Origin of the sequence: Kitasatospora purpeofusca, assembly GCF_000718025.1 — a bacterium.
In the GTDB taxonomy this organism is placed as follows: Bacteria; Actinomycetota; Actinomycetes; order Streptomycetales; family Streptomycetaceae; genus Kitasatospora; species Kitasatospora purpeofusca.
In genome coordinates, this window is the sequence record NZ_JODS01000001.1 from 142858 (window position 1) to 160879 (window position 18022).

17 protein-coding genes and 2 pseudogenes are annotated in these 18022 nt (G+C 74.3%); 10 read left to right on the forward strand and 9 right to left on the reverse strand.

What is annotated here, in order from left to right:
- Positions 1 to 143: 143 nt before the first annotated feature.
- Complete coding sequence (locus IF01_RS0100680; RefSeq protein WP_030391202.1) at positions 144 to 566, forward strand: SHOCT domain-containing protein; 423 nt, start codon at positions 144 to 146, stop codon at positions 564 to 566.
- A 73-nt stretch (positions 567 to 639) separates the two neighbouring features.
- Here IF01_RS0100680 and IF01_RS0100685 read toward each other — a convergent pair whose 3' ends face one another.
- Positions 640 to 3141, reverse strand: a complete 2502-nt coding sequence (locus tag IF01_RS0100685; protein WP_051754849.1) for a Tex family protein — start codon at positions 3139 to 3141, stop codon at positions 640 to 642.
- 362 nt (positions 3142 to 3503) lie between these two features.
- Between IF01_RS0100685 and IF01_RS0100690 the strand changes: the two genes are divergently transcribed.
- Entirely contained in the window at positions 3504 to 4445 is a 942-nt protein-coding gene (locus IF01_RS0100690; protein WP_233290302.1) for an aminoglycoside phosphotransferase family protein, read from the forward strand.
- Between the two features lie 16 nt (positions 4446 to 4461).
- Here the strand turns inward: IF01_RS0100690 and IF01_RS0100695 are convergent, their stop codons facing one another.
- The 4 genes from IF01_RS0100695 to IF01_RS0100710 form a co-directional block, all read right to left on the reverse strand.
- Positions 4462 to 5622 (reverse strand): hypothetical protein, encoded by a 1161-nt coding sequence (locus IF01_RS0100695; RefSeq protein ID WP_030391205.1) that lies wholly within the window; start codon positions 5620 to 5622, stop codon positions 4462 to 4464.
- Between the two features lie 118 nt (positions 5623 to 5740).
- Positions 5741 to 6223, reverse strand: coding sequence for a hypothetical protein (locus IF01_RS0100700; RefSeq protein ID WP_157855130.1), 483 nt, complete (start codon positions 6221 to 6223; stop codon positions 5741 to 5743).
- 83 nt (positions 6224 to 6306) lie between these two features.
- Positions 6307 to 6843, reverse strand: a complete 537-nt coding sequence (locus tag IF01_RS0100705) for a hypothetical protein (RefSeq protein ID WP_030391207.1) — start codon at positions 6841 to 6843, stop codon at positions 6307 to 6309.
- Positions 6844 to 7043: 200 nt separating this feature from the next.
- Entirely contained in the window at positions 7044 to 8039 is a 996-nt protein-coding gene (locus IF01_RS0100710; RefSeq protein WP_030391208.1) for a zinc-dependent alcohol dehydrogenase family protein, read from the reverse strand.
- Positions 8040 to 8187: 148 nt separating this feature from the next.
- Here IF01_RS0100710 and IF01_RS0100715 point away from each other — a divergent pair, with 148 nt between their 5' ends.
- Both IF01_RS0100715 and IF01_RS0100720 read left to right on the forward strand, forming a co-directional pair.
- A complete protein-coding gene (locus IF01_RS0100715; protein WP_030391209.1) occupies positions 8188 to 8541 on the forward strand; it encodes an ArsR/SmtB family transcription factor in 354 nt (117 codons plus the stop codon).
- Positions 8542 to 8650: 109 nt separating this feature from the next.
- Positions 8651 to 9403, forward strand: a complete 753-nt coding sequence (locus IF01_RS0100720) for a tyrosine-protein phosphatase (RefSeq protein WP_030391210.1) — start codon at positions 8651 to 8653, stop codon at positions 9401 to 9403.
- Between the two features lie 34 nt (positions 9404 to 9437).
- On the opposite strand, the gene IF01_RS48020 is transcribed toward IF01_RS0100720, so the two are convergent.
- Positions 9438 to 9623: a hypothetical protein gene (locus IF01_RS48020; RefSeq protein ID WP_157855131.1), complete on the reverse strand. Its 186-nt coding sequence runs from the start codon at positions 9621 to 9623 to the stop codon at positions 9438 to 9440.
- 130 nt (positions 9624 to 9753) lie between these two features.
- Here IF01_RS48020 and IF01_RS0100725 point away from each other — a divergent pair, with 130 nt between their 5' ends.
- From IF01_RS0100725 to IF01_RS0100745, 5 genes are all read left to right on the forward strand, one after another.
- Positions 9754 to 10161, forward strand: a complete 408-nt coding sequence (locus tag IF01_RS0100725) for a hypothetical protein (RefSeq protein ID WP_030391211.1) — start codon at positions 9754 to 9756, stop codon at positions 10159 to 10161.
- 182 nt (positions 10162 to 10343) lie between these two features.
- The gene (locus IF01_RS0100730; RefSeq protein WP_063764105.1) at positions 10344 to 11171 is read left to right on the forward strand and encodes an ATP-binding cassette domain-containing protein; all 828 of its coding nucleotides are present in this window, start codon (positions 10344 to 10346) and stop codon (positions 11169 to 11171) included.
- Between the two features lies 1 nt (position 11172).
- A complete protein-coding gene (locus IF01_RS0100735) occupies positions 11173 to 12486 on the forward strand; it encodes a DUF7224 domain-containing protein (protein ID WP_030391213.1) in 1314 nt (437 codons plus the stop codon).
- Between the two features lie 23 nt (positions 12487 to 12509).
- Positions 12510 to 13088, forward strand: coding sequence for a hypothetical protein (locus tag IF01_RS0100740; RefSeq protein ID WP_157855132.1), 579 nt, complete (start codon positions 12510 to 12512; stop codon positions 13086 to 13088).
- A 109-nt stretch (positions 13089 to 13197) separates the two neighbouring features.
- Complete coding sequence (locus tag IF01_RS0100745; protein ID WP_149030487.1) at positions 13198 to 13437, forward strand: hypothetical protein; 240 nt, start codon at positions 13198 to 13200, stop codon at positions 13435 to 13437.
- A 236-nt stretch (positions 13438 to 13673) separates the two neighbouring features.
- Here the strand turns inward: IF01_RS0100745 and IF01_RS0100750 are convergent.
- A pseudogene (locus IF01_RS0100750) lies at positions 13674 to 14474 on the reverse strand (pentapeptide repeat-containing protein); the annotation flags it as partial.
- 196 nt (positions 14475 to 14670) lie between these two features.
- Between IF01_RS0100750 and IF01_RS0100755 the strand changes: the two are divergent.
- A complete protein-coding gene (locus tag IF01_RS0100755) occupies positions 14671 to 16326 on the forward strand; it encodes a DUF2079 domain-containing protein (protein ID WP_078879548.1) in 1656 nt (551 codons plus the stop codon).
- Positions 16327 to 16373: 47 nt separating this feature from the next.
- On the opposite strand, the gene IF01_RS0100760 is transcribed toward IF01_RS0100755, so the two are convergent.
- Entirely contained in the window at positions 16374 to 17195 is an 822-nt protein-coding gene (locus IF01_RS0100760) for an SGNH/GDSL hydrolase family protein (RefSeq protein ID WP_030391218.1), read from the reverse strand.
- A gap of 402 nt (positions 17196 to 17597) precedes the next feature.
- Positions 17598 to 17948: pseudogene (locus IF01_RS0100765) on the reverse strand (winged helix-turn-helix transcriptional regulator); the annotation flags it as partial.
- Positions 17949 to 18022: the final 74 nt, after the last annotated feature.

The following is an 18022-nucleotide window of genomic DNA, read 5'->3' on the forward strand; positions in this document are numbered from 1 at the left end:
GTCGGACCAACGCTCGGAGGCTCGCCGCGCCGCGCCGCGAAGGTCACCGGAATGGCCCAGTACGGCAGCATGGCGCCCGATTCGCGGTGATATGACTCGAAGGGACTCGGGTCCCTCTCGGGCCCGCACCGACGGGAGCCGTCATGGACAACTACCCGCTGCTCAACATCTTCTGGACGATGCTGGAGCTGTTCCTCTGGATCCTCTGGTTCTTCCTGCTGTTCAAGATCATCACGGACATCTTCCGCAGCCACGACATGGGCGGCTGGGCCAAGGCCGGCTGGATGATCCTGGTGATCCTGCTGCCACTGATCGGCGTGCTGGTGTACGTGATCGTGCGCGGCAAGAGCATGGGGGAACGCGATGTCGCCCAGGCCCAGAAGGCCGACGCGGCGTTCAAGGCGTACATCCGGGACGCGGCCGGTACCCCCGGCGAGGGCGGCACCGGGGAGGCGGGCACGGGCCGCAGCCACGTCGACGACCTGGCGAAGCTCGCCGCGCTCAAGGCCGACGGGTCCATCACCGAGGAGGAGTACCAGCGGGCCAAGGACAAGCTGCTGGTCTGACCCCCGGTAGGGCCGCGGTGGCCGGTGGACGCACGTCCACCGGCCACTGCACCACGTCCTGGCGCCCCGGGTGTCAGCGCCGCCCGGAGCGGCGGTCGTCCGAACCGCCCCCGCCGGCCAGACCGGCCCGGCGCAGCGCGTCCGCCATGGCGCTGTTGCCCAGCGACCCCGAGCCGCCCGAGCCACCGGAACCACCCCGGTCCCGACGCTCCTGACCGCCGCCGCCCTGGCCACGACCGCCCTGGCCGCCACCCTGACCGCTCTGGCCCCCCTGGCCTCCGCGCCGCTCCTGGCGCGGCGGACGCGCCTGCCGGTCGCCGCCGCGCCCGCCCTCGCCCCGACCGCCCTCGCCGCCACCGCGGCCGACCTCGTCGTCCAGCCGCAGGGTGAGCCCGATCCGCTTGCGCGGCACGTCCACCGTGGTGACCCGGACGGTCACGATGTCTCCGGGCTTGACCACCTCGCGCGGGTCCTTGACGAAGTTCTTCGACAGCGCCGAGACGTGCACCAGGCCGTCCTGGTGCACACCCACGTCGACGAAGGCGCCGAACGCGGCCACATTGGTCACCACGCCCTCCAGCACCATGCCGACCTCCAGGTCGCCGATCTTGTCGACGCCCTCCTTGAAGGTGGCGGTGCGGAACGCCGGACGCGGGTCGCGCCCCGGCTTGTCCAGCTCGCCCAGGATGTCGGTGACGGTCGGGACGCCGAAGGTGCCGTCGGCGAAGTCGCTCGGCCGCAGCGCGCGCAGCCGGCTGCCGTTGCCGATCAGCTCGCGCAGCTCCCCGCCGGTCGCGGCCAGGATCCGGCGCACCACCGGGTAGGCCTCCGGGTGCACCCCGGAGGCGTCCAGCGGGTCGTCGCCGTCCGGGATCCGCAGGAAGCCCGCGCACTGCTCGAAGGCCTTCGGGCCGAGCCGGGCGACGTTCTTGAGCTCCTTGCGGGTGCGGAACGGGCCGTTGGCGTCCCGGTGCGCGACGATGTTGTCCGCGAGCGTGCCGGTGATGCCGGAGACCCTGGTCAGCAGCGGCGCGGAGGCGGTGTTGACGTCCACACCGACCGCGTTGACGCAGTCCTCGACCACGGCGTCCAGCGAGCGCGAGAGCTTCACCTCGCTCAGGTCGTGCTGGTACTGGCCGACGCCGATCGACTTGGGGTCGATCTTGACCAGCTCGGCCAGCGGGTCCTGGAGCCGGCGGGCGATCGACACCGCGCCGCGGATCGACACATCGAGGTCCGGCAGCTCCTGCGAGGCGAACGCGGAGGCCGAGTACACCGAGGCGCCGGCCTCGCTGACCATCGCCTTGGTCACGCCCAGCTCCGGGTGCCGCTTGAGGAGGTCCTCGGCGAGCTTGTCGGTCTCCCGCGAGGCGGTGCCGTTGCCGATCGCGACCAGGTCCACGCCGTGCTTCTTCGCCAGCGCCGCCAGCGTCGCCAGCGCGGCGTCCCACTTGTTGGCCGGCTGGTGCGGGTAGATCGTGTCGTGGCCGAGCACCTTGCCGGTGGCGTCCACCACGGCGACCTTCACGCCGGTCCGGAAGCCCGGGTCCAGGCCCATGGTGGCGCGGGTGCCGGCCGGGGCGGCCAGCAGCAGGTCCCGCAGGTTCGCGGCGAACACCCGGACCGCCTCGTCCTCGGCCTCGGCGCGCAGCCGGCCGCGCAGGTCGATGCCGAGCCGGACCAGCACCCGGGTGCGCCAGGCCCAGCGGACGGTGTCGCCGAGCCACTTGTCGGCCGGGCGGCCGTGGTCGGCGATGCCGAAGCGGGCGGCGATCCGCTGCTCGTAGTCGCTCGCGCCGGGCAGGTCGCCGCCCTCGTCGCCGTCGTACGGGGACAGGTCGAGGTCCAGCACCTCCTCCTTCTCGCCGCGCAGCATCGCCAGGATCCGGTGCGAGGGGAGCTTGGTGTACGGCTCGGCGAAGTCGAAGTAGTCGGCGAACTTCGCGCCCTCCTGCTCCTTGCCCTCGCGGACGGTGGCGACCAGCCGGCCCCTGCTCCACATCCGCTCGCGCAGCGAGCCCACCAGGTCGGCGTCCTCGCCGAACCGCTCGACCAGGATCGCCCGGGCGCCCTCCAGCGCGGCGGCGCCGTCCGCGACGGACTCGTTGAGGTACCGCGCGGCCAGCGCCGCCGGGTCCTGCGTCGGGTCGGCGAGCAGGGTGTCCGCCAGCGGCTCCAGACCGGCCTCGCGGGCGATCTGGGCCTTGGTGCGCCGCTTCGGCTTGAACGGGAGGTAGATGTCCTCCAGCCGCGCCTTGGAGTCGGCGGCGAGGATCCGTGCCCGCAGCTCGTCGTCCAGCTTGCCCTGCGCCTCGACCGACTCCAGGACGGCGGCGCGGCGCTCCTCCAGCTCCCGCAGGTAGCGCAGCCGCTCCTCCAGGGTGCGCAGCTGCGTGTCGTCCAGCGAGCCGGTGACCTCCTTGCGGTAACGGGCCACGAACGGCACCGTCGCACCGCCGTCCAGCAGCTCGACCGCCGCCTTCACCTGCCCCTCGCGGACGCCCAGTTCCTCGGCGATCTTCCGCCCGATCGCCTGCTGGGCCTGCTGGGCCGCCTGTTCGACTGGCGTGGTCACGAAGCCGGTCACCTTCTTCAGAGTTGCTGTCCGTACCCCCGCATTCTGACAGCCGCCACCGACGGCCCGCCCCGCCCCCACCACCCCGGGCGTGGCGCGCCGGCGGTCCCGGCCGGACGGCGCCCACCCGCGCGGGCGCGCCCCCGCCCCGCGCCCCACGACCGCTCCGCGCCCACCCGCAGAGCGCTCCGCGACCGATCGGCCACCGCTCCGACCGGCCCGGACCGGCGGCTCCCGGCAGCGCCGGCGCCTCCCCGGGCGCCCCCTACGAAACCCAACGCCCCTGTGAAATCCTCACGTTCTCACCCTGGTGTTCGAAATCCGCCTGATCGCGGGGCCCGTCCCGGCGTACAGTGCCGGGCATGTGCGCAGCCGCCCGGACGCCCGACCGCATGCACGACGACGACTTCCTGCACGACCGTCTTCACGACGAAGAACCCGTCATCGACACCGGCTTGGTGAGACGGCTGATCGCGGCCCAGTTCCCGCAGTGGACGGGCCTGCCGCTGACCCCGGTCGGCATCACCGCCACGGACAACGCGATGTTCCGGCTCGGCGCCGACCTCGCCGTCCGGCTGCCCCGGGCCGCCTGGGCCGCCGGGAACATCGCGCGCGAGCAGCACTGGCTGCCCCGCCTCGCGCCGCGGCTGCCGGTACCGGTGCCGATACCGGTCGCCCACGGGCGGCCGACCGCCGCCTACCCGTGGGAGTGGTCGGTGCTGCGCTGGCTGGACGGCGCCAACCCGACCGCCGGGGCGCTCGCCGACCCCGGGCAACTCGCCCGGGACCTGGCCGGGTTCCTCGGCGCGCTGCGCGCCGTCGAGCCGGGGCCGGACGCCCCGCCGGCCTCCCGCGGCGGCCCGCTGGCCGGCCGCGACGCCGCCACCCGCGCGGCGGTCGGACGGCTGCGGGGCGTGATCGACACCGGGGCGGCCACCGCGCTCTGGGACAAGGCACTGCGGCTGCCCGAGCCGACCGGCCCGGCCGCCTGGGTGCACGGCGACCTCACCGCCGGGAACCTCCTGGTCGCCGGACAACGCCTGAGCGCCGTCCTGGACTTCGGGCTGCTCGGGACGGGCGATCCGACGGTGGACCTGATCGCCGCCTGGAACGTGCTCCCGGCGTCCGCCCGCCCGGCCTTCCGGGCCGCCCTGGCGGTCGACGACGCCACCTGGGAACGCGGCCGCGCCTGGGCGCTCTCCATCGCCCTCGTCCAACTGCCCTACTACCGCACCACCAACCCCCCGCTGGCCGCCAACGCCCGCCACGTCGTCCGGGAGGTCCTGACGGACCGCAGCGTCTGACGGAGGGGGTGCTGCCTCAGACGAAGCGGGTGGGCTCCGCCGCGCCCGGCGGCAGCGGGGTGCGGGCGCCCTCCGCCCGCCAGGCGCCGGCCAGTTCGGCCGGGAAGCGGCGCCCGCTGCGGGTCAGCAGCAGGCCGGGGGTGAGTTCGACCTCGTCTCCCGGCCGGAACGGCCGGTCGGCCCCCGCCGCGAACGGCTCCCACGGGCCGAGGTGCCCGCGCCGCCCGGCCACCCGGATCCGGCTGCCGTAGGTGCTGGTGTCCCGCACCACCACGGCGCCGCCGCGCACCGCGACCAGCAGGTGCCGGCGGCTGACCCGGGCGGCGCGCTCGGCGGGCAGCAGCCCGGCCAGCGCGATGCCGTCGGCCGTCCCCGGGGCACGGCCGACCTCGGTGCGCGCGCCCTCGTCGAGGGTGAACCGGCCCACGCACTCCCCGTCCAGCACCAGCTTCACCTGGGCGGCACCCGGCCGGGCCCCGTCGTCGAGCAGCGGGGTGCCGTGCAGCTCGCAGGTCGGCACACCGCCGCGCATCCGCGGCAGCATCACCCGCCCGCCGCGGTGCACGCTGTAGAGGCTGCACCGCGCGTCCGGGCAGCGCCAGGCCCGCCCGACCACCTCGACCAGCGGTTTGCGGGCGGCGGTCAGCAGCCCCTGCTTCTTGAGCACGGACAGCTCCATCTTCTTGGAGATCTCCGCGCCGGTCCGGTGCCCCATGTCCAGCGGCGCCAGCCGGACCGCGCCCCGCCCGGCCGCCTCCGGCCGCAGGAACTGCCAGGTGTTGCCCTGGATCCACGGGTGCTCGATCCGGTGGTCGTCGTAGTAGTCGCCGGTCACCACCTGGATCCCGGTCATGCCGGCGATCTCCAGCACCCGCTCGTCGGCGTCCGGCACCTCCTCGACCAGCCCCTCGGCGACCCAGCGGGCCAGCGTCGGCGCGTCCCCGGGCTCGGTGAACTCCCGCCGCCCGCCCAGCAGGCTGCGGTCGGCGACGCAGTAGACGGCCACCCGCCGGTCCCCGGTGAGCCGCACCAGCGCGTCCACCACCAGGCCCAGCCGGTGCAGCGACCTCGGCGCGGGCCCGCCGAAGTCCGTGCGCCGGACGATGTTGGAGAGCTCGACCAGATAGTCCGCCCGGTCCGCGGACGTGGCGAGGTTGCGGTCGATACCGTGCTCCATCGGGCCTCCGCCTGCTCGTCCGGCACGGGCCGCCCCGGACGACCGTCCCCACGACCCGTCACACCGGATCCATCATCGCCGATCCCACTGCGGAGCGGGAGCGGACCGCGGAGCCGCCTCAGAAGATCTCGAGCAGGGGCGACATCAGCGTCACCCCGAGGTCGGCCGCGACGATCAGGGCCGCGAACGCGACGATGCCTGGCTCGGCCGCCCTGAAGCGCCAGTCCGTTCCGTTGAAGTCAGCGAGCTCGGTGCCCGAGGAGTCGACGACGTAGTCGCGCGGAAGACGCGCCCCGGCCACGAACACGGTCCCGCCCGCCTCCAGCCTGACGAAGCGCCCACGCGGCCCCAGGGAACGCCTTCCGGTGACACGCCCCTTCACCCCGAGCAGCGAGACGTCCACCCCGCGCTTCAGCTGGCCCCGTGCCCCGTAGCCCGGTGTACCCATGCCGTCGACGGAGAGGATCTCGCTGCCGTCCAGCACGAACTCCCAGCGTTCGGTGCTGCCCCCGAGCGGCACGTAGGCGCCGATCGGCCCTCGGAAGACGGTGATCCGCCCCAACGGCGAGTCCAGCTCCGCGGCCGGCCGCCGCGAAGTCACCGGATTGCGCCACGCCCTGATACTCCCGAGGGACTGCAGTTCCATAACCACCCTCTCAATGCCTTTGTGTCACATCGCTGCCGTCACGGCTGGTCCCGCACCCGATCGGTACCCGGCAGCGCGTCGACGATCCGGTCGACCGCACGGTCCCGCGTCCACGGCGGGAACTGCGGGATCCGCCGCAGCGCCGCCAGACTGCCGGCCAGCTCCGGCGACCCGAGGTGGGCCCGCCGTCCGGTCCGGTCGAGGCGGCGCACGAACCGGCGCACGGCCCCCGGGCTCCAGCGGGCCTCGGACCGCATCGGCACGTCGAAGGCCCAACGCACCGGCGGCCCGTCCAGCGGCTTCACCCAGAGGTAGGAGTCCGTGGTCCCGGGAGCCCGCTCCGTCACCGAGCCGACGGTGAGCAGGAACATCAGGGCGTTCTGGGCCCAGGACTTGAGGCCGATGTCCCGGATCTCCACGTCGATCCGCTCGATCCCGCCCCAGTGGATCTCCTTCCCGCCGGCCTCCCGCCGCAGCCCTTCCCGGTCGAACACCGGCTCCCAGGCCCGGGCTTCCCCGCGCCACAGCCGGGCGCCGTCCGACTCGTACCGCAGTGGTCCGTACCTCGACGCCATTCCGTACTCCTCGAGAATCAGCCGGCTGCGCGGCCTGTGAACGTCGGTGTCACGCGGGGAGGACGGAGGCACGGGTCGCTTCCAGTTCGCTCACCAGCCGCTCGACCCGCTTGTTCGGCGTGCTTCCCCCCGCCCCGTTCCCCGCGTCCGCGCTTCTCATCGACCCACTGTGCGACAGCGCCCCGATTCCCGGAAGTACGTCAGTGGTCCACCTTCACCACGATCTTGCCGATCTGACTGCCGCCCTCCAGGTACCGGTGGGCGTCGGCGATCTCCTCGAAGGGGAAGACCCGGTCCACCGCGGGCTCGAAGGCACCGGCGCGCAGACCGGAGGCGACGAAGGCCTCGGCGCGGCGCAGGCCCTCGGGGTCGGTGGTGAGCTCGTGCAGGGTGTAGCTGCGCATGGACTTGCCCTTCATCACCGGCATCGGCGGGAACGGGGTGTCCTCGCCGCTGAGGGCGCCGTAGAGAAGAAGAGTGCCGCCCGGGGCGAGGGCCCGGGCGAGGTCGACGACGCCGGGCCCGGCGACGGCGTCGAAGGCTAGGTCCGCGCCCCGGCCGCCGGTCAGCTCCAGGACGCGGGCGGCGAGGTCCTCCTCCTCGGTGACGACGACCTCGGCGGCGCCGGCCTTCAGCAGGGCCTCGCGCTTGGCCGGGGTGCGGGTGGTGGCGATCGGGACGGCGCCGACGCGGTCGGCGATCCGGATCGCCGCCAGTCCGACACTGCTGGAGGCGGCGGTGATCACCACGGCGCCACCGGCGCGCAGCCCTCCGACTTCCACCAGGGCGCCGTACGCGGTGACATAGGGCATCCAGACCGCCGCGCCGCCGACCGCGTCCAGCCCTTCGGGCCGGTGCACCACCGCGTTCGCCGGGACGACGGCGCGCTCGGCGTAGACGGCGTAGTCGTTCATCGAGAAGGCCGGGACGACGCTGATCGCGTCGCCGACGGCGAACCCCGTGACGGCCGGGCCGATCGCCTCGACGACCCCTGCGGCCTCGCTGCCGAGGCGGCCGGGGAACTCCCTGACGTCCTCGATGTACTGGCCACTGCGGTACAGCACCTCGGCCCGGTTGAGGCCGACCGCGTCGATGCGGACGAGGAGCTCCCCGGGGCCGGGGTCGGCGATCGGCACCTCCTCCAGCCGCAGCACCTCGGGTCCGCCCAGCTCGTGGAACAGCACGGTCCTGACCATGGTTCAACTTCCTTCCGGCGCAGGTGATCAACGCGTTTCCGTGCCGTCCAGCCAAGCCCAAAGTACGGTGGCTGTCAAACTTTGATTGCTGTCGTACTTCGACCGGTCTCGTACGATGGCCGTTCACAGGACAGGAGGCCGACCACCGATGGCACGAACCGCACCGCGCACCGGCTCCACCCCCACCCGGGACCGCGTCCCCCCGCACCCCGACCTGCGGACGATCACGCTCCAGCAGGCCCTGGAGGCACTCGTCGACCCGGTGCGGAGGCAGATCGTCCGCGCCCTGCACGCGGCGGGCGAGGACCTGCCGTGCGGAGTGATCGAGCTGCCGGTCGGCAAGTCGACCGCCACCCACCACTTCCACGTCCTGCGCGAAGCGGGGCTGATCCGCCAGCACTACGTGGGCACTTCGCGGATGAACGCGCTGCGGGGCGAGGAGTTCACGGAGCGCTTCCCGGGCCTACTGGAGGCGCTGGTCGCGGCCCCCGAGCAGCTCTGAGCGGCTCTGAGCGGCTCTGAGCGGCCCCGACCAGCCCTGAGCGGATCTGAGCGGCCGTCCCCGCCGGGCGACCCTCCCCCTCGTCGACCCTTCCCATTAGGGTGCGAACATGACACGCCATATCGCCTTCGAGGGACCGCACAACTTCCGCGACCTGGGCGGCTACCCGACCGCCGACGGGCGGACGGTCCGATGGGGGCGGCTCTACCGCTCGGCCTCGCTCGGGACGCTCACCTCGCCCGCCGACCACGAACGGTTCCGGGCGCTGGACATCGGCACCGTGATCGACCTGCGCTACCCGTGGGAGATCGCCCGCAAGGGCCGGCTGCCGGAGCTGGAGGGCGTCGCGTACCACAACCTCTCGATCGAGCACCGGCCGTACGACCAGGCCGAGATCGATCCGGAGCTCGACCCTTGGCGGTACCTGGCGGATCGTTTCGCCGAGGTGGCCGAGGACGGCGTAGCGGAGATCCGCACCGTCCTGGAGCTGATCGCCGACGCCGACCGGCCGGTCGTGTTCCACTGCGCCTCGGGCAAGGACCGCACCGGGCTGATGGCCGCACTGGTGCTGAGCCTGCTCGGCGTCGGCGAGGACGACGTGGCCGCCGACTTCGCGCTCACCGAGCTCGCCACCGCGCGACTGGTGGCCGACTGGCACGCCGCCAATCCGGGGCGCACGCTCCGCTGGCCGGGCTTCGGACGCGCGCCGGAGGACGTGATCCGGCTCGTGCTCGCGGACCTGACAACCACCCACGGCTCGGTCCACGCCTATGCCACCGGCACTGTCGGGGTGGACGAGGCACTGATCGGCCGGCTGCGCGCACGACTGCTTCCGGACCGGCCCGAAGGCGCCCACCGGTAAACCGGAACCAGCCAGGGCGGCACCGGGGCGACAATCACATGAAAAAGGAATCGGTCCAGCAATAGAAGAAAAGCGAACATTGCGGATCGATTTTCTCCGGAAAAGCGTTCGGATCGGGAAATTGCAGCGATTTCCGGTCATCCGCTTGCCAGAGTTCCGTTCTCCGGCCGCACCAGCCCGAATGGCCGGAAAAAATAGTGCTGGCCACCTGTTCGTGCACGCTAAGGTCATTTCCGCGGGGGCTCGGCCGACCGGGTGACCGTGACCGTTCCGGTCGAACCTCCGCTCGTTTCCTTCTGCCTGCATGGCACCGCCCGACCGGCGGTGCCACCGGACTGATCGGACGGACCATGGACGCAGAGAACCGCTCCGGCCGCGTGCTCCGCGGCCTGCTGGTGACCGCCGCACTGCTCGGCTTCGCCGGCGCCACCCCTGCCCTCGCCGAGGGCTCCTGGGCGTCCTACATCAGCAGTTGGGGCCCCGGCTCGGAGTCCCGCCGATGGGCGGACAGCGACCGCGACGACGTCGCCACCTCCGTCACCTTCCAGGGCTGCCAGACCGGGAACAACGACTTCAAGGACGCCGACCTCCAGCTCTACAAGGATGTCTTCGGGCCCGACAAGACCTACGGAATCCGCTCCAACCACTGCGACACGTCCAGCTGGGGCGACCAGAGCGCCGGCGACTACTACTTCGTACTGGAGGGCGTCCGCAGCGGCTCCCGGCTCTGGGTGGACACCGTAACCACCCGGTACTGAGCACCACCGAGCACCACCGAGTACCGCCGAGCACCACCGAGCTCCGTCACCCGGGCCGCCCGCCGTTCCCGCCCCCTCGGCCCGCCCTCACCGACCCACCCCCTCGACGTGCGGCGCCGGCGGCCGCCCCCGCCCGCCGGCACCCCGCGCCCCTTTCCCGAGCGAAATGCGTCGACCCTGCCATGGCCCTTGAATTCCAGCGCATCGAATTCCAGTACGGCCGGAAGGCCCGTCTCTTCACCGGCCTCGATCTGCGGATCGACAATCCGGCCACCGTCCTGCTCGGCCCCAACGGCGCGGGCAAGTCCACCCTCATGGCCCTCGCCGCCTCCCAGTTGAGCCCGCACCGGGGATCCGTCGGCTGGCACGGCGTCAATCCGGCGGCCGGCGCGGGCGACCGGGCCGCCTACCGGCGCGCGGTGGCCTGGCTGCCGCAGCAGATCACCCCGGTGCCGGGGCTCAGCGTCCGTGAACAGGTCGCGTACTGCGGCTGGTTGAAGGGCATGTCCAGGGCCGCCGCCTGGCAGGCCTCGGCGGTCGCGCTCGCCCGGGTCGGCCTCCGCGAGCTGGCCGACCGGCCCGGACACCGGCTCTCCGGCGGCCAGTTGCGCCGGATGGGCATCGCCGGCTGCCTCGCCCACCACAGCGAACTGATCCTGATGGACGAGCCGACCGCCGGCCTCGACCCCACCCAGCGGGCGGTGTTCCGCGCCCTGGTGGAGGAGTTGACGAGCGAGGTGAACGTGATCGTCTCCACCCATCAGACCGAGGACCTGGCCGGGACGTACCGGCAGGTGGTGGTGCTGGACCGGGGGCAGGTCAGATTCCAGGGCGCCACCGAGGAGTTCCACGCGCTGGCGGCCGAGGGCGGGCCCGGCGCCGGGCGCGGCACCGACGGTTCCGGTCGGCCGACGGCGGCCGTCCCGGGCCCCGGCTCCGGAACCGGAACCGTCACTGGTGCGCCGAGCGCCGAGGCCGCGTACGCGCGCCTGATCGAGCGGGAGACCTGACATGCTGCTGCGCACCGTTCTGAGGGTCTCGGCCGGCACCCGGGTGCTGCCGTTCCTGCTCGGCTTCGTCCTGGTCGCGCTCGGCGACGAGCTGACCGCCTGGGTCACCCCGGCCTACGGGCTCGCCGCCGCCGGGCACGCCAGCCTCGCACTTCCGTTCGCCTGCGCGGCGTGCGCCGCCGCCGGCGCCTGGGAGGGCGGCCGACTGCACCGGGGCGGGGTGTTCGACCGCTCGCCGGTGCGCTCCGCGCTGGCCATCACCACTCCGGTACTGCTGCCGGTCGCGCTGATGGGCGGGCTCGGCATGCTCGCCGCGCTCACCACCGCGGCACTGGCCGGCGGCACGGCGGACGGCGTGCCCCAGCCGGGCGTCCTCGCGGTCTGGGCCGGCCTGCTGCTCGCCAACACCCTGGTCGGCTCGGTCGTCGGCCGGGTGCTCGCGCCGGTGGTAGCCGTCCCGCTCGCGCTGATCAGCAGCTTCGTCCTCAACGCCTACCCGGTCGCCTTCGACACCTACTGGCCGCGGCACCTGGTCGGCGGCGGGCTGTCCGACTGCTGCGCGGTGGACCAGGTACTGGACGGGCGGGCGGTGGCGGCCTCGCTGGCCTTCTCCGGCGCGGTCTGCGCGGCCGCCGTCCTGCTGGTCCGACGGCGCGGCGGCCCGCTCGCCCTCGCCGCCGCGCTCGCGGTCACGGCGGGCGGGGTCGCGCTGGGCGGCTGGACCGCCCGCGACCTCGGCCCCGAACCGGTGCGCCCCCGGTCCTCGGCCGCGCTGCGCTGCGACTCCGGACAGCCGCGGGTCTGCCTCTGGCCCGAGCTCGGCGCCGCCCGCTCGGTGCTGGTCCGCGAGGAGGTCCGACGGACGGCCGGGGCGCTGGCCCGGCGCGGCGTCCCCGTCCCGGCGGTGTTCACCATGGCCGCCCGGCCCGGTCCGGGCGAGGCCGGGCTCGGGGTCCCGACCGACGCGCGGGCGCCGGACGTCACCGCCGCCGTGGTCGGCGGGCTGCTCCCCCGCACCCCGGACTGCGCCCGCCGCGGCGACCCCTACCCCGCCGCGGCCGTCACCGGCACGGCCACCGCCTGGCTCACCGCGACTGCCGCCTCCACCGCCACTACCGGAATCACCGGAACCCCCGAGAGACCCGCCGACGGGCGCTTCACTCCCGCCGACAGCGCCCGCGCCGCCCAACTGCTCCAGCTGCCCGAGGCCACCCAGCTCGCCTGGTACCGGGACACCCTGGACGCCCTGGCCGACTGCGGCACCCTGCCCCCTCCGGTCCCGCACACCGGTGCGACGATCGGGGGTGAGCGGTGATCTGGTGGTGCAAGGCACGCGCGGTGCCGCAGCTGGTGGCCGTCCTCGCCGGGACCGTCGCCGCCGGTCTGCTCCTCGGCGACGGCGAACTGCCGGTGCCGGCCCTGCACGGGCAGGCCGGGCACTTCCTGCTCGCGCACGTGATCACGCTGCTCCCGGCGGTGTTCCTGCTGTACGGGCTGGGCCGGGGGGACCTGCGGACCGAGACCGTCGCCGGGCGGTTCCTGCGCGGACTGGACGTCGGCCTCGCGCTCACCCTGGCCGCCGCCGGAGCCACCTGCGGCAGCCTCGCCTACGCCGCCGGGCAGGGGGCGCTCGCCCTGGTCGTGGCGCGCAACATCGCCGGCTACCTCGGCCTCGCGCTGCTGGTCCACCCCTGGATCGGCCACCGCCCGGCCGCCGCCGTGCTCGCCGCCGTCCCGCTGGTCTGCTCGGCGGCGGGCTGGCACCCTGACGGCAGCCCCCGCCCCTGGGCCTGGCCGCTGCACCCGGCCGGCTCCCCCTACGCCCTCGCCGCCGTGGGCCTGCTGCTCCTCGCCGGGGCCGGGTGCGCGCTGTTCCGCCGACATCCCACGACCGCTCCGCACCTGCTCACCGGCTGACCGGCTGACCGGCTGACCGGCTGACCGGCTGACCGCGCAGCCTCCGACCGGGGAGGAGACACCAGGAAACCGGATGCCCGGCGTCCCGGTCCCGCCTACCATCGCCGGCATGGATCGCCATGTGCCCCGTGGTCTCGCCCCCGTGGACAGCCACGCTGCCCGGTGCCGGGAGCGGGGGGACGCCGAGCACCACCGGAGCATTCGCCTCCACCCGGTCCATCCCGACCGGAACCTCGCCCTCTACGTCCGGCGGATCGAGGCGGCCGGCTGGCAGCTGACGGACCAGGCCTTCAGCGACGACGGGGCCCACCGCCGCTGCGCGATGCGGTTCGCCCGCACCGCCGGATGATCACGACAGGCTGACTGCCGGGGTCGGAGCGGCGCTGCCGCTCAGCCGCGACGCGGCCTGCCCTGACGGCCGCCGCCGCCCTTCGGCCGTCCGCCGGAGCCGGAACCCGAGCCCGAACGGGTACCCGAGCCCGAGCCGGAGCCCGAACCGGCTCGGGCACCGCTGCCCGAGCCCGAGCCGCCCTGCTGCCTGCGGGGCGCGCGTCCGGCCGGGGCCGGGGCGTCGGCCGTCTCCGGCCAGTGCGCGGGCCGCTTCAGAGCGGCCGGCAGGCGGGTGGCGGCATCGCCGCGGGCCGCGTTCAGCTGGGCCTGGGTGAGGAAGAGCGCCCCGGTCAGGTCGGCGCCGGCCAGGTTCGCGTCCCTCAGGTCAGCGCCGACGAGGTCCGCGAGCCGCAGATCCGCCCCGGACAGGTCGGCCGCGACCAGCATCGCGCCCCGGAGGTTGGCACCGCGCAGGTCCGCTCCCCGCAGGCGGGCACCGAAGAGGTCCGCCCCCCGGTGGTCGCGCCGACGCGGAACGGCGGCCCGGACCAGCTCGCCGGCCCGGAGCAGCAGCTCGGCCACCGTCTGCCGGTGCGCGGGGACGTCGACCGCCAGGATCTCCTCCGGGGTGCCGCCGACCAGCCGCTCCGTCTCCTCCAGGGCCCGGCGCAGCTCCCCGTGGACGGGGCTGGCCGGGGCGAGGGCGAGCGCCTCGGTGAGGTACTGGAGCAGCTCGTGCAGCTGCCGCACCACCGGGAACACCTCGTACATCGTCCGGGCGGTCTCCGGCGCCTCGCGCCAGCTGCGCCCGCCGAAAATCACCTGGGAGACCTGCTGGCCGGCCCCGAAGCAGTCGTACACCGTGCAGCCGGGGAAGCCGGTCTCGCGCAGCCGCTCGTGGATCCCGCAGCTGAAGTCGGTGCGAAGGTTGCGGCAGGGGGTGCCGGCGGCCTTGTCGACGGCGAAGTCCGTGCCGGCGGCGAACGGCAGTGCCACACAGCACAGCCCGAAACAGCTACCGCAGTCGGAGACGAGGTTGAGGCTCGGGACGCTCACGGTGCTGTTGTTCCTCCAGGACGACGGGTGGTGCGCTGTAGAGCGTACCGACCGCTTCGAACGGCCGTCGGTTAGTGTGGTCGGCCGAACCCCGGCACCGCAGCACCACCGCAGCACCACCACAGCACCGGGGTCGCAGCACAGCACCGCACAGCACCGCAGCTCAGCAGTACAGCACCGACGGAGGACCCAAGGCATGTCCCGGCACGACGTGACGCCGTACCCGGACACCGAGGGCGCCGAGGACGCCACGAGCACGCCCGGCGCAGCCCGCGTCGACAGCACCACCGACCCCGCCGCCGGACCGGCCCTCCGGATCCCGCCGCGCGCCCGCACCCTGGGCCTGACCCTGCTCTGCTTCGCGGTCTGCCTCGCGATCGGCCTCCAGCAGTGGACCACCGCCCAGCTCGGCGGCTTCGACCTCGGGATCTTCGACCAGGGCGTGCGCGGCTACGCGCACCTCGGCCTGCCGGTCTCGACGCTGAAGAGCTACCACCACGAGTTCCCGCCCGGCTTCTCGCTGCTCGGCGACCACTTCTCCCCCGTGATCGCGCTGATGGCGCCGCTCTACTGGCTCTGGGACGACCCGCGCTCGCTGCTGCTCGGCCAGGCGCTCTGCTTCGCCGCCGGGGTGCCGCTGATCCGCCGGATCGCCGGACGCTGCTTCGCCGACGCCGACCCGCGCACCGCCCGCCGCGCCGCCGACCTGGCCGCGCTCGCGTACGGACTGGGGTGGCCGCTGCTGGTGGCCTCGCGCGGCGGGTTCCACGAGGTGGCGTTCGCGGTGCCGCTCACGCTGCTGATGCTGGAGCGCGGGATGGCCCGGCAGTACTGGGCCTCGGCGCTGGCCGGCCTGCTGCTGTGCTGCACCAAGGAGGACATGGGCCTGGCCGTGGGCGCCTACGGCCTGGTGCTGCTGCTGCGGGCCCGGCGGGACCCCGATCCGGCCCGGCGCCGGCCGGCGGTGCGCTGGGGCGCGGGGCTGCTGCTCGGCGGTCCGCTCGCCTCGGCGGTCGCCATCGCGAAGCTGGTGCCCGCGATGGGCGGCGTGCCCGGCTACTACTGGAACTACCAGGCGCTCGGCGAGGACGGCGGCTCGGCGGTCGCCAACGTCCTGGCGGACCCGACCCTGCTGTTCACGGCGTCCTTCGACGCCCCGCTGAAGCCGCTGCTGCTGCTCTGGATCTTCGGCACCCTGTTCGCCCTGCCGCTCCGCTCGGCGACCGTGCTCCTGGCCGTCCCGCTGCTGGCCGAGCGGGTGCTGTCCAGCAATCCGAACCACTGGTCGATCGCCCGGCACTACGACGCGTTCCTGTGGCCGATCCTGCTGGTCGCCGCGCTGGAGGTACTGGGCCGCTGCCACGGCCGGGTGCTCACCCGGCGGCTCGGTGCGGCGGCGGCGGCGCTGACCGTCGCGGCCGCGGTGCCGCTGGGGGTGGCGAACCTGTTCGTCCCGGCCTACTGGCAGCCGAAGCCGAGCGAGGCGGCGCTGCTGCGCGGCGCGGCGCTGGTCCCGGACGGCGCTTCGGTGGAGGCCGACAACCAGGCGGCGCCCCGGCTGACCGCGCGGGCGGACGTGGTGCTGGTGGACGAGAAGCCGCGCGGGCGCGAGTACGTGCTGATCCGCGCGGACAAGCGGTCCTTCCCGTTCCGCACCGACCGGGAGCAGGCGGCGCGGATCGAGCTGCTGCTCGCGCACGGGTACCGGACGGTCTGGTCGGAGGACGGCGTCTACCTGCTGCACCGGGAGGGCACCGAGCCGGTCCCGGGCCAGCAGGTGCCCGGCCCGGACGCCGTCCCGTACCAGGACGCGGTGCCGTCGGACGTCGGCCACAACCTGTTCCGCGGCTGACCCGCCCGCACTCTCGCACGGCGCGGGCCCACCCGGAACCGCCGGGCTCAGCCCTCGTAGGGTGCCAGCTCGGCCCGCTTCGGCGCGCGGCCGTCGCCGGAGGAGCGGCCGGTGAGCCGGCGGCCGATCCAGGGGCCGAGGTGGGTGCGGACCCAGCGGGCGTCGGCGGCCAGCTTCTCGGCGCGGGTCGGCGGGGCGGTGGCCGGGAGCGGGGCGCGCCAGTCGAAGCCGGCGGGCCGGCCGAGCGACTCCAGCACCGCTTCGGCGACCCGGCGGTGGCCCTCGGGCGAGAGGTGGAGCCGGTCCTCGGCCCAGAGCCGACGGTCGTCGAAGCAGGGCGCGGAGAACAGGTCGACCACCGCGATGCCCGGGTCCTGGGCGAGCTCGTGGACGAAGTCCTTCATCCGCAGGATCGCGGGGAGCAGCCGGGCCGAGCCGGCCATCCGGCGGGTGGGGTCGGTGCTGCTGAACATGACCACGGTGGCGCCGGTGGCGCGCAGCCGGGTGGCGGCGGAGCCGAGGAGTTCCTCGACCCGGGCGATGTCGCAGCGCGGGCGCAGCACGTCGTTGAGCCCGCCGGCCAGGGTGACCAGCTCGGCGCCCAGTCCCGCGGCCCGCTCGACCTGCTCGTCGTGGATCTGGCCGATGAGCTTGCCCCGAACGGCGAGGTTGGCGTACCGGAAGCCGTCGGCCGGTTGCTCGGCCCGGTGTTCGGCCTGGTGTTCGGCCGCGAGCCGGGCGGCGAGGCGGTCGGCCCAGCCCCGGTAGTGGCCGTCGGGCAGCAGCTCGTCGCACATGCCCTCGGTGAAGGAGTCCCCGACGGCGACGTAACTGCGAAAGGCGGTGGGCGTGTTCTGCGTGTTCTCCATGGCCCGACGATCGTACGCGCGCCGTCCCCGGCCCACCCGTGGACCCCGCCCGCGCGCGCGGATCGGCGGCGACTCAACGCCCGCGGCAAGCGGACGCCGATCGCGCGTTGATCGGCGGCGGGCAGAGTGGGGACCGTCGGGAGGAACGGCCGGGGGGGAACCGCGGGCCGTGCGCTCCGCGGCGTCCGGCCTCGGGGGTGTCGGACACCGGGGCCGCTCTCCCCATCGCCGGTCGCGGGCGCGGCGCCTCCCACACGGGTGCCCCCGCGACCGGCCACCTCGCCGCGGCCGGAGCCGGACCGAGGCCGGACTTCAGCCGGCGGCCACCGCGCCCACCACATCCGCCGCATCCACCGCATCCGCCGTGCCCACAGGATCCGCCGTCACCGCCCCGCCCGTGACCCAGTGCGTCCGCACCGCGTCGGTCGGCCGCTGCTCCCCCAGCGCGTCGAGTCCCCAGCCGCCGAGCGCCTCGACGACCGGCCGCAGCGCGGCCCCACGCCCGGTCAGCTCGTAGACGGTGGCGTTGGCCGGCCGTTCCAGGCGGCGGCGCTCGACGACGCCCTCGCCCTCCAGCTGCTTGAGCCGCGCGGCGAGGATGTCGGTGGAGACGCCGGGCAGGTCGGCGTGCAGGTCGGTGTAGCGGCGCGGGCCGGCCAGGAGTTCACGGACGATCAGGAGGCTCCAGCGCTCCCCCACCGCGTCCAGGGCGCGGGCGACGGCGCAGTACTGGTCGTAGCTTCGGCGTGACATGTGGATCAGCATAGCCAAAAGGTTGGACTTTCCAAGTGCCTACTTGGTAGAACAAAGCAACCAGGGTCGGTGTG

What these genes read in the sequence shown, in the direction of transcription:
- IF01_RS0100680 (WP_030391202.1), top strand. Translation starts at nt 144, where the DNA reads ATGGACAACTACCCGCTGCTCAACATCTTCTGGACGATGCTGGAGCTG.
- IF01_RS0100690 (WP_233290302.1), top strand. Translation starts at nt 3,504, where the DNA reads ATGTGCGCAGCCGCCCGGACGCCCGACCGCATGCACGACGACGACTTC.
- IF01_RS0100695 (WP_030391205.1), bottom strand. Translation starts at nt 5,622, where the DNA reads ATGGAGCACGGTATCGACCGCAACCTCGCCACGTCCGCGGACCGGGCG.
- IF01_RS0100705 (WP_030391207.1), bottom strand. Translation starts at nt 6,843, where the DNA reads ATGGCGTCGAGGTACGGACCACTGCGGTACGAGTCGGACGGCGCCCGG.
- IF01_RS0100710 (WP_030391208.1), bottom strand. Translation starts at nt 8,039, where the DNA reads ATGGTCAGGACCGTGCTGTTCCACGAGCTGGGCGGACCCGAGGTGCTG.
- IF01_RS0100715 (WP_030391209.1), top strand. Translation starts at nt 8,188, where the DNA reads ATGGCACGAACCGCACCGCGCACCGGCTCCACCCCCACCCGGGACCGC.
- IF01_RS0100720 (WP_030391210.1), top strand. Translation starts at nt 8,651, where the DNA reads ATGACACGCCATATCGCCTTCGAGGGACCGCACAACTTCCGCGACCTG.
- IF01_RS0100725 (WP_030391211.1), top strand. Translation starts at nt 9,754, where the DNA reads ATGGACGCAGAGAACCGCTCCGGCCGCGTGCTCCGCGGCCTGCTGGTG.
- IF01_RS0100730 (WP_063764105.1), top strand. Translation starts at nt 10,344, where the DNA reads ATGGCCCTTGAATTCCAGCGCATCGAATTCCAGTACGGCCGGAAGGCC.
- IF01_RS0100735 (WP_030391213.1), top strand. Translation starts at nt 11,173, where the DNA reads ATGCTGCTGCGCACCGTTCTGAGGGTCTCGGCCGGCACCCGGGTGCTG.
- IF01_RS0100745 (WP_149030487.1), top strand. Translation starts at nt 13,198, where the DNA reads ATGGATCGCCATGTGCCCCGTGGTCTCGCCCCCGTGGACAGCCACGCT.
- IF01_RS0100755 (WP_078879548.1), top strand. Translation starts at nt 14,671, where the DNA reads ATGTCCCGGCACGACGTGACGCCGTACCCGGACACCGAGGGCGCCGAG.
- IF01_RS0100760 (WP_030391218.1), bottom strand. Translation starts at nt 17,195, where the DNA reads ATGGAGAACACGCAGAACACGCCCACCGCCTTTCGCAGTTACGTCGCC.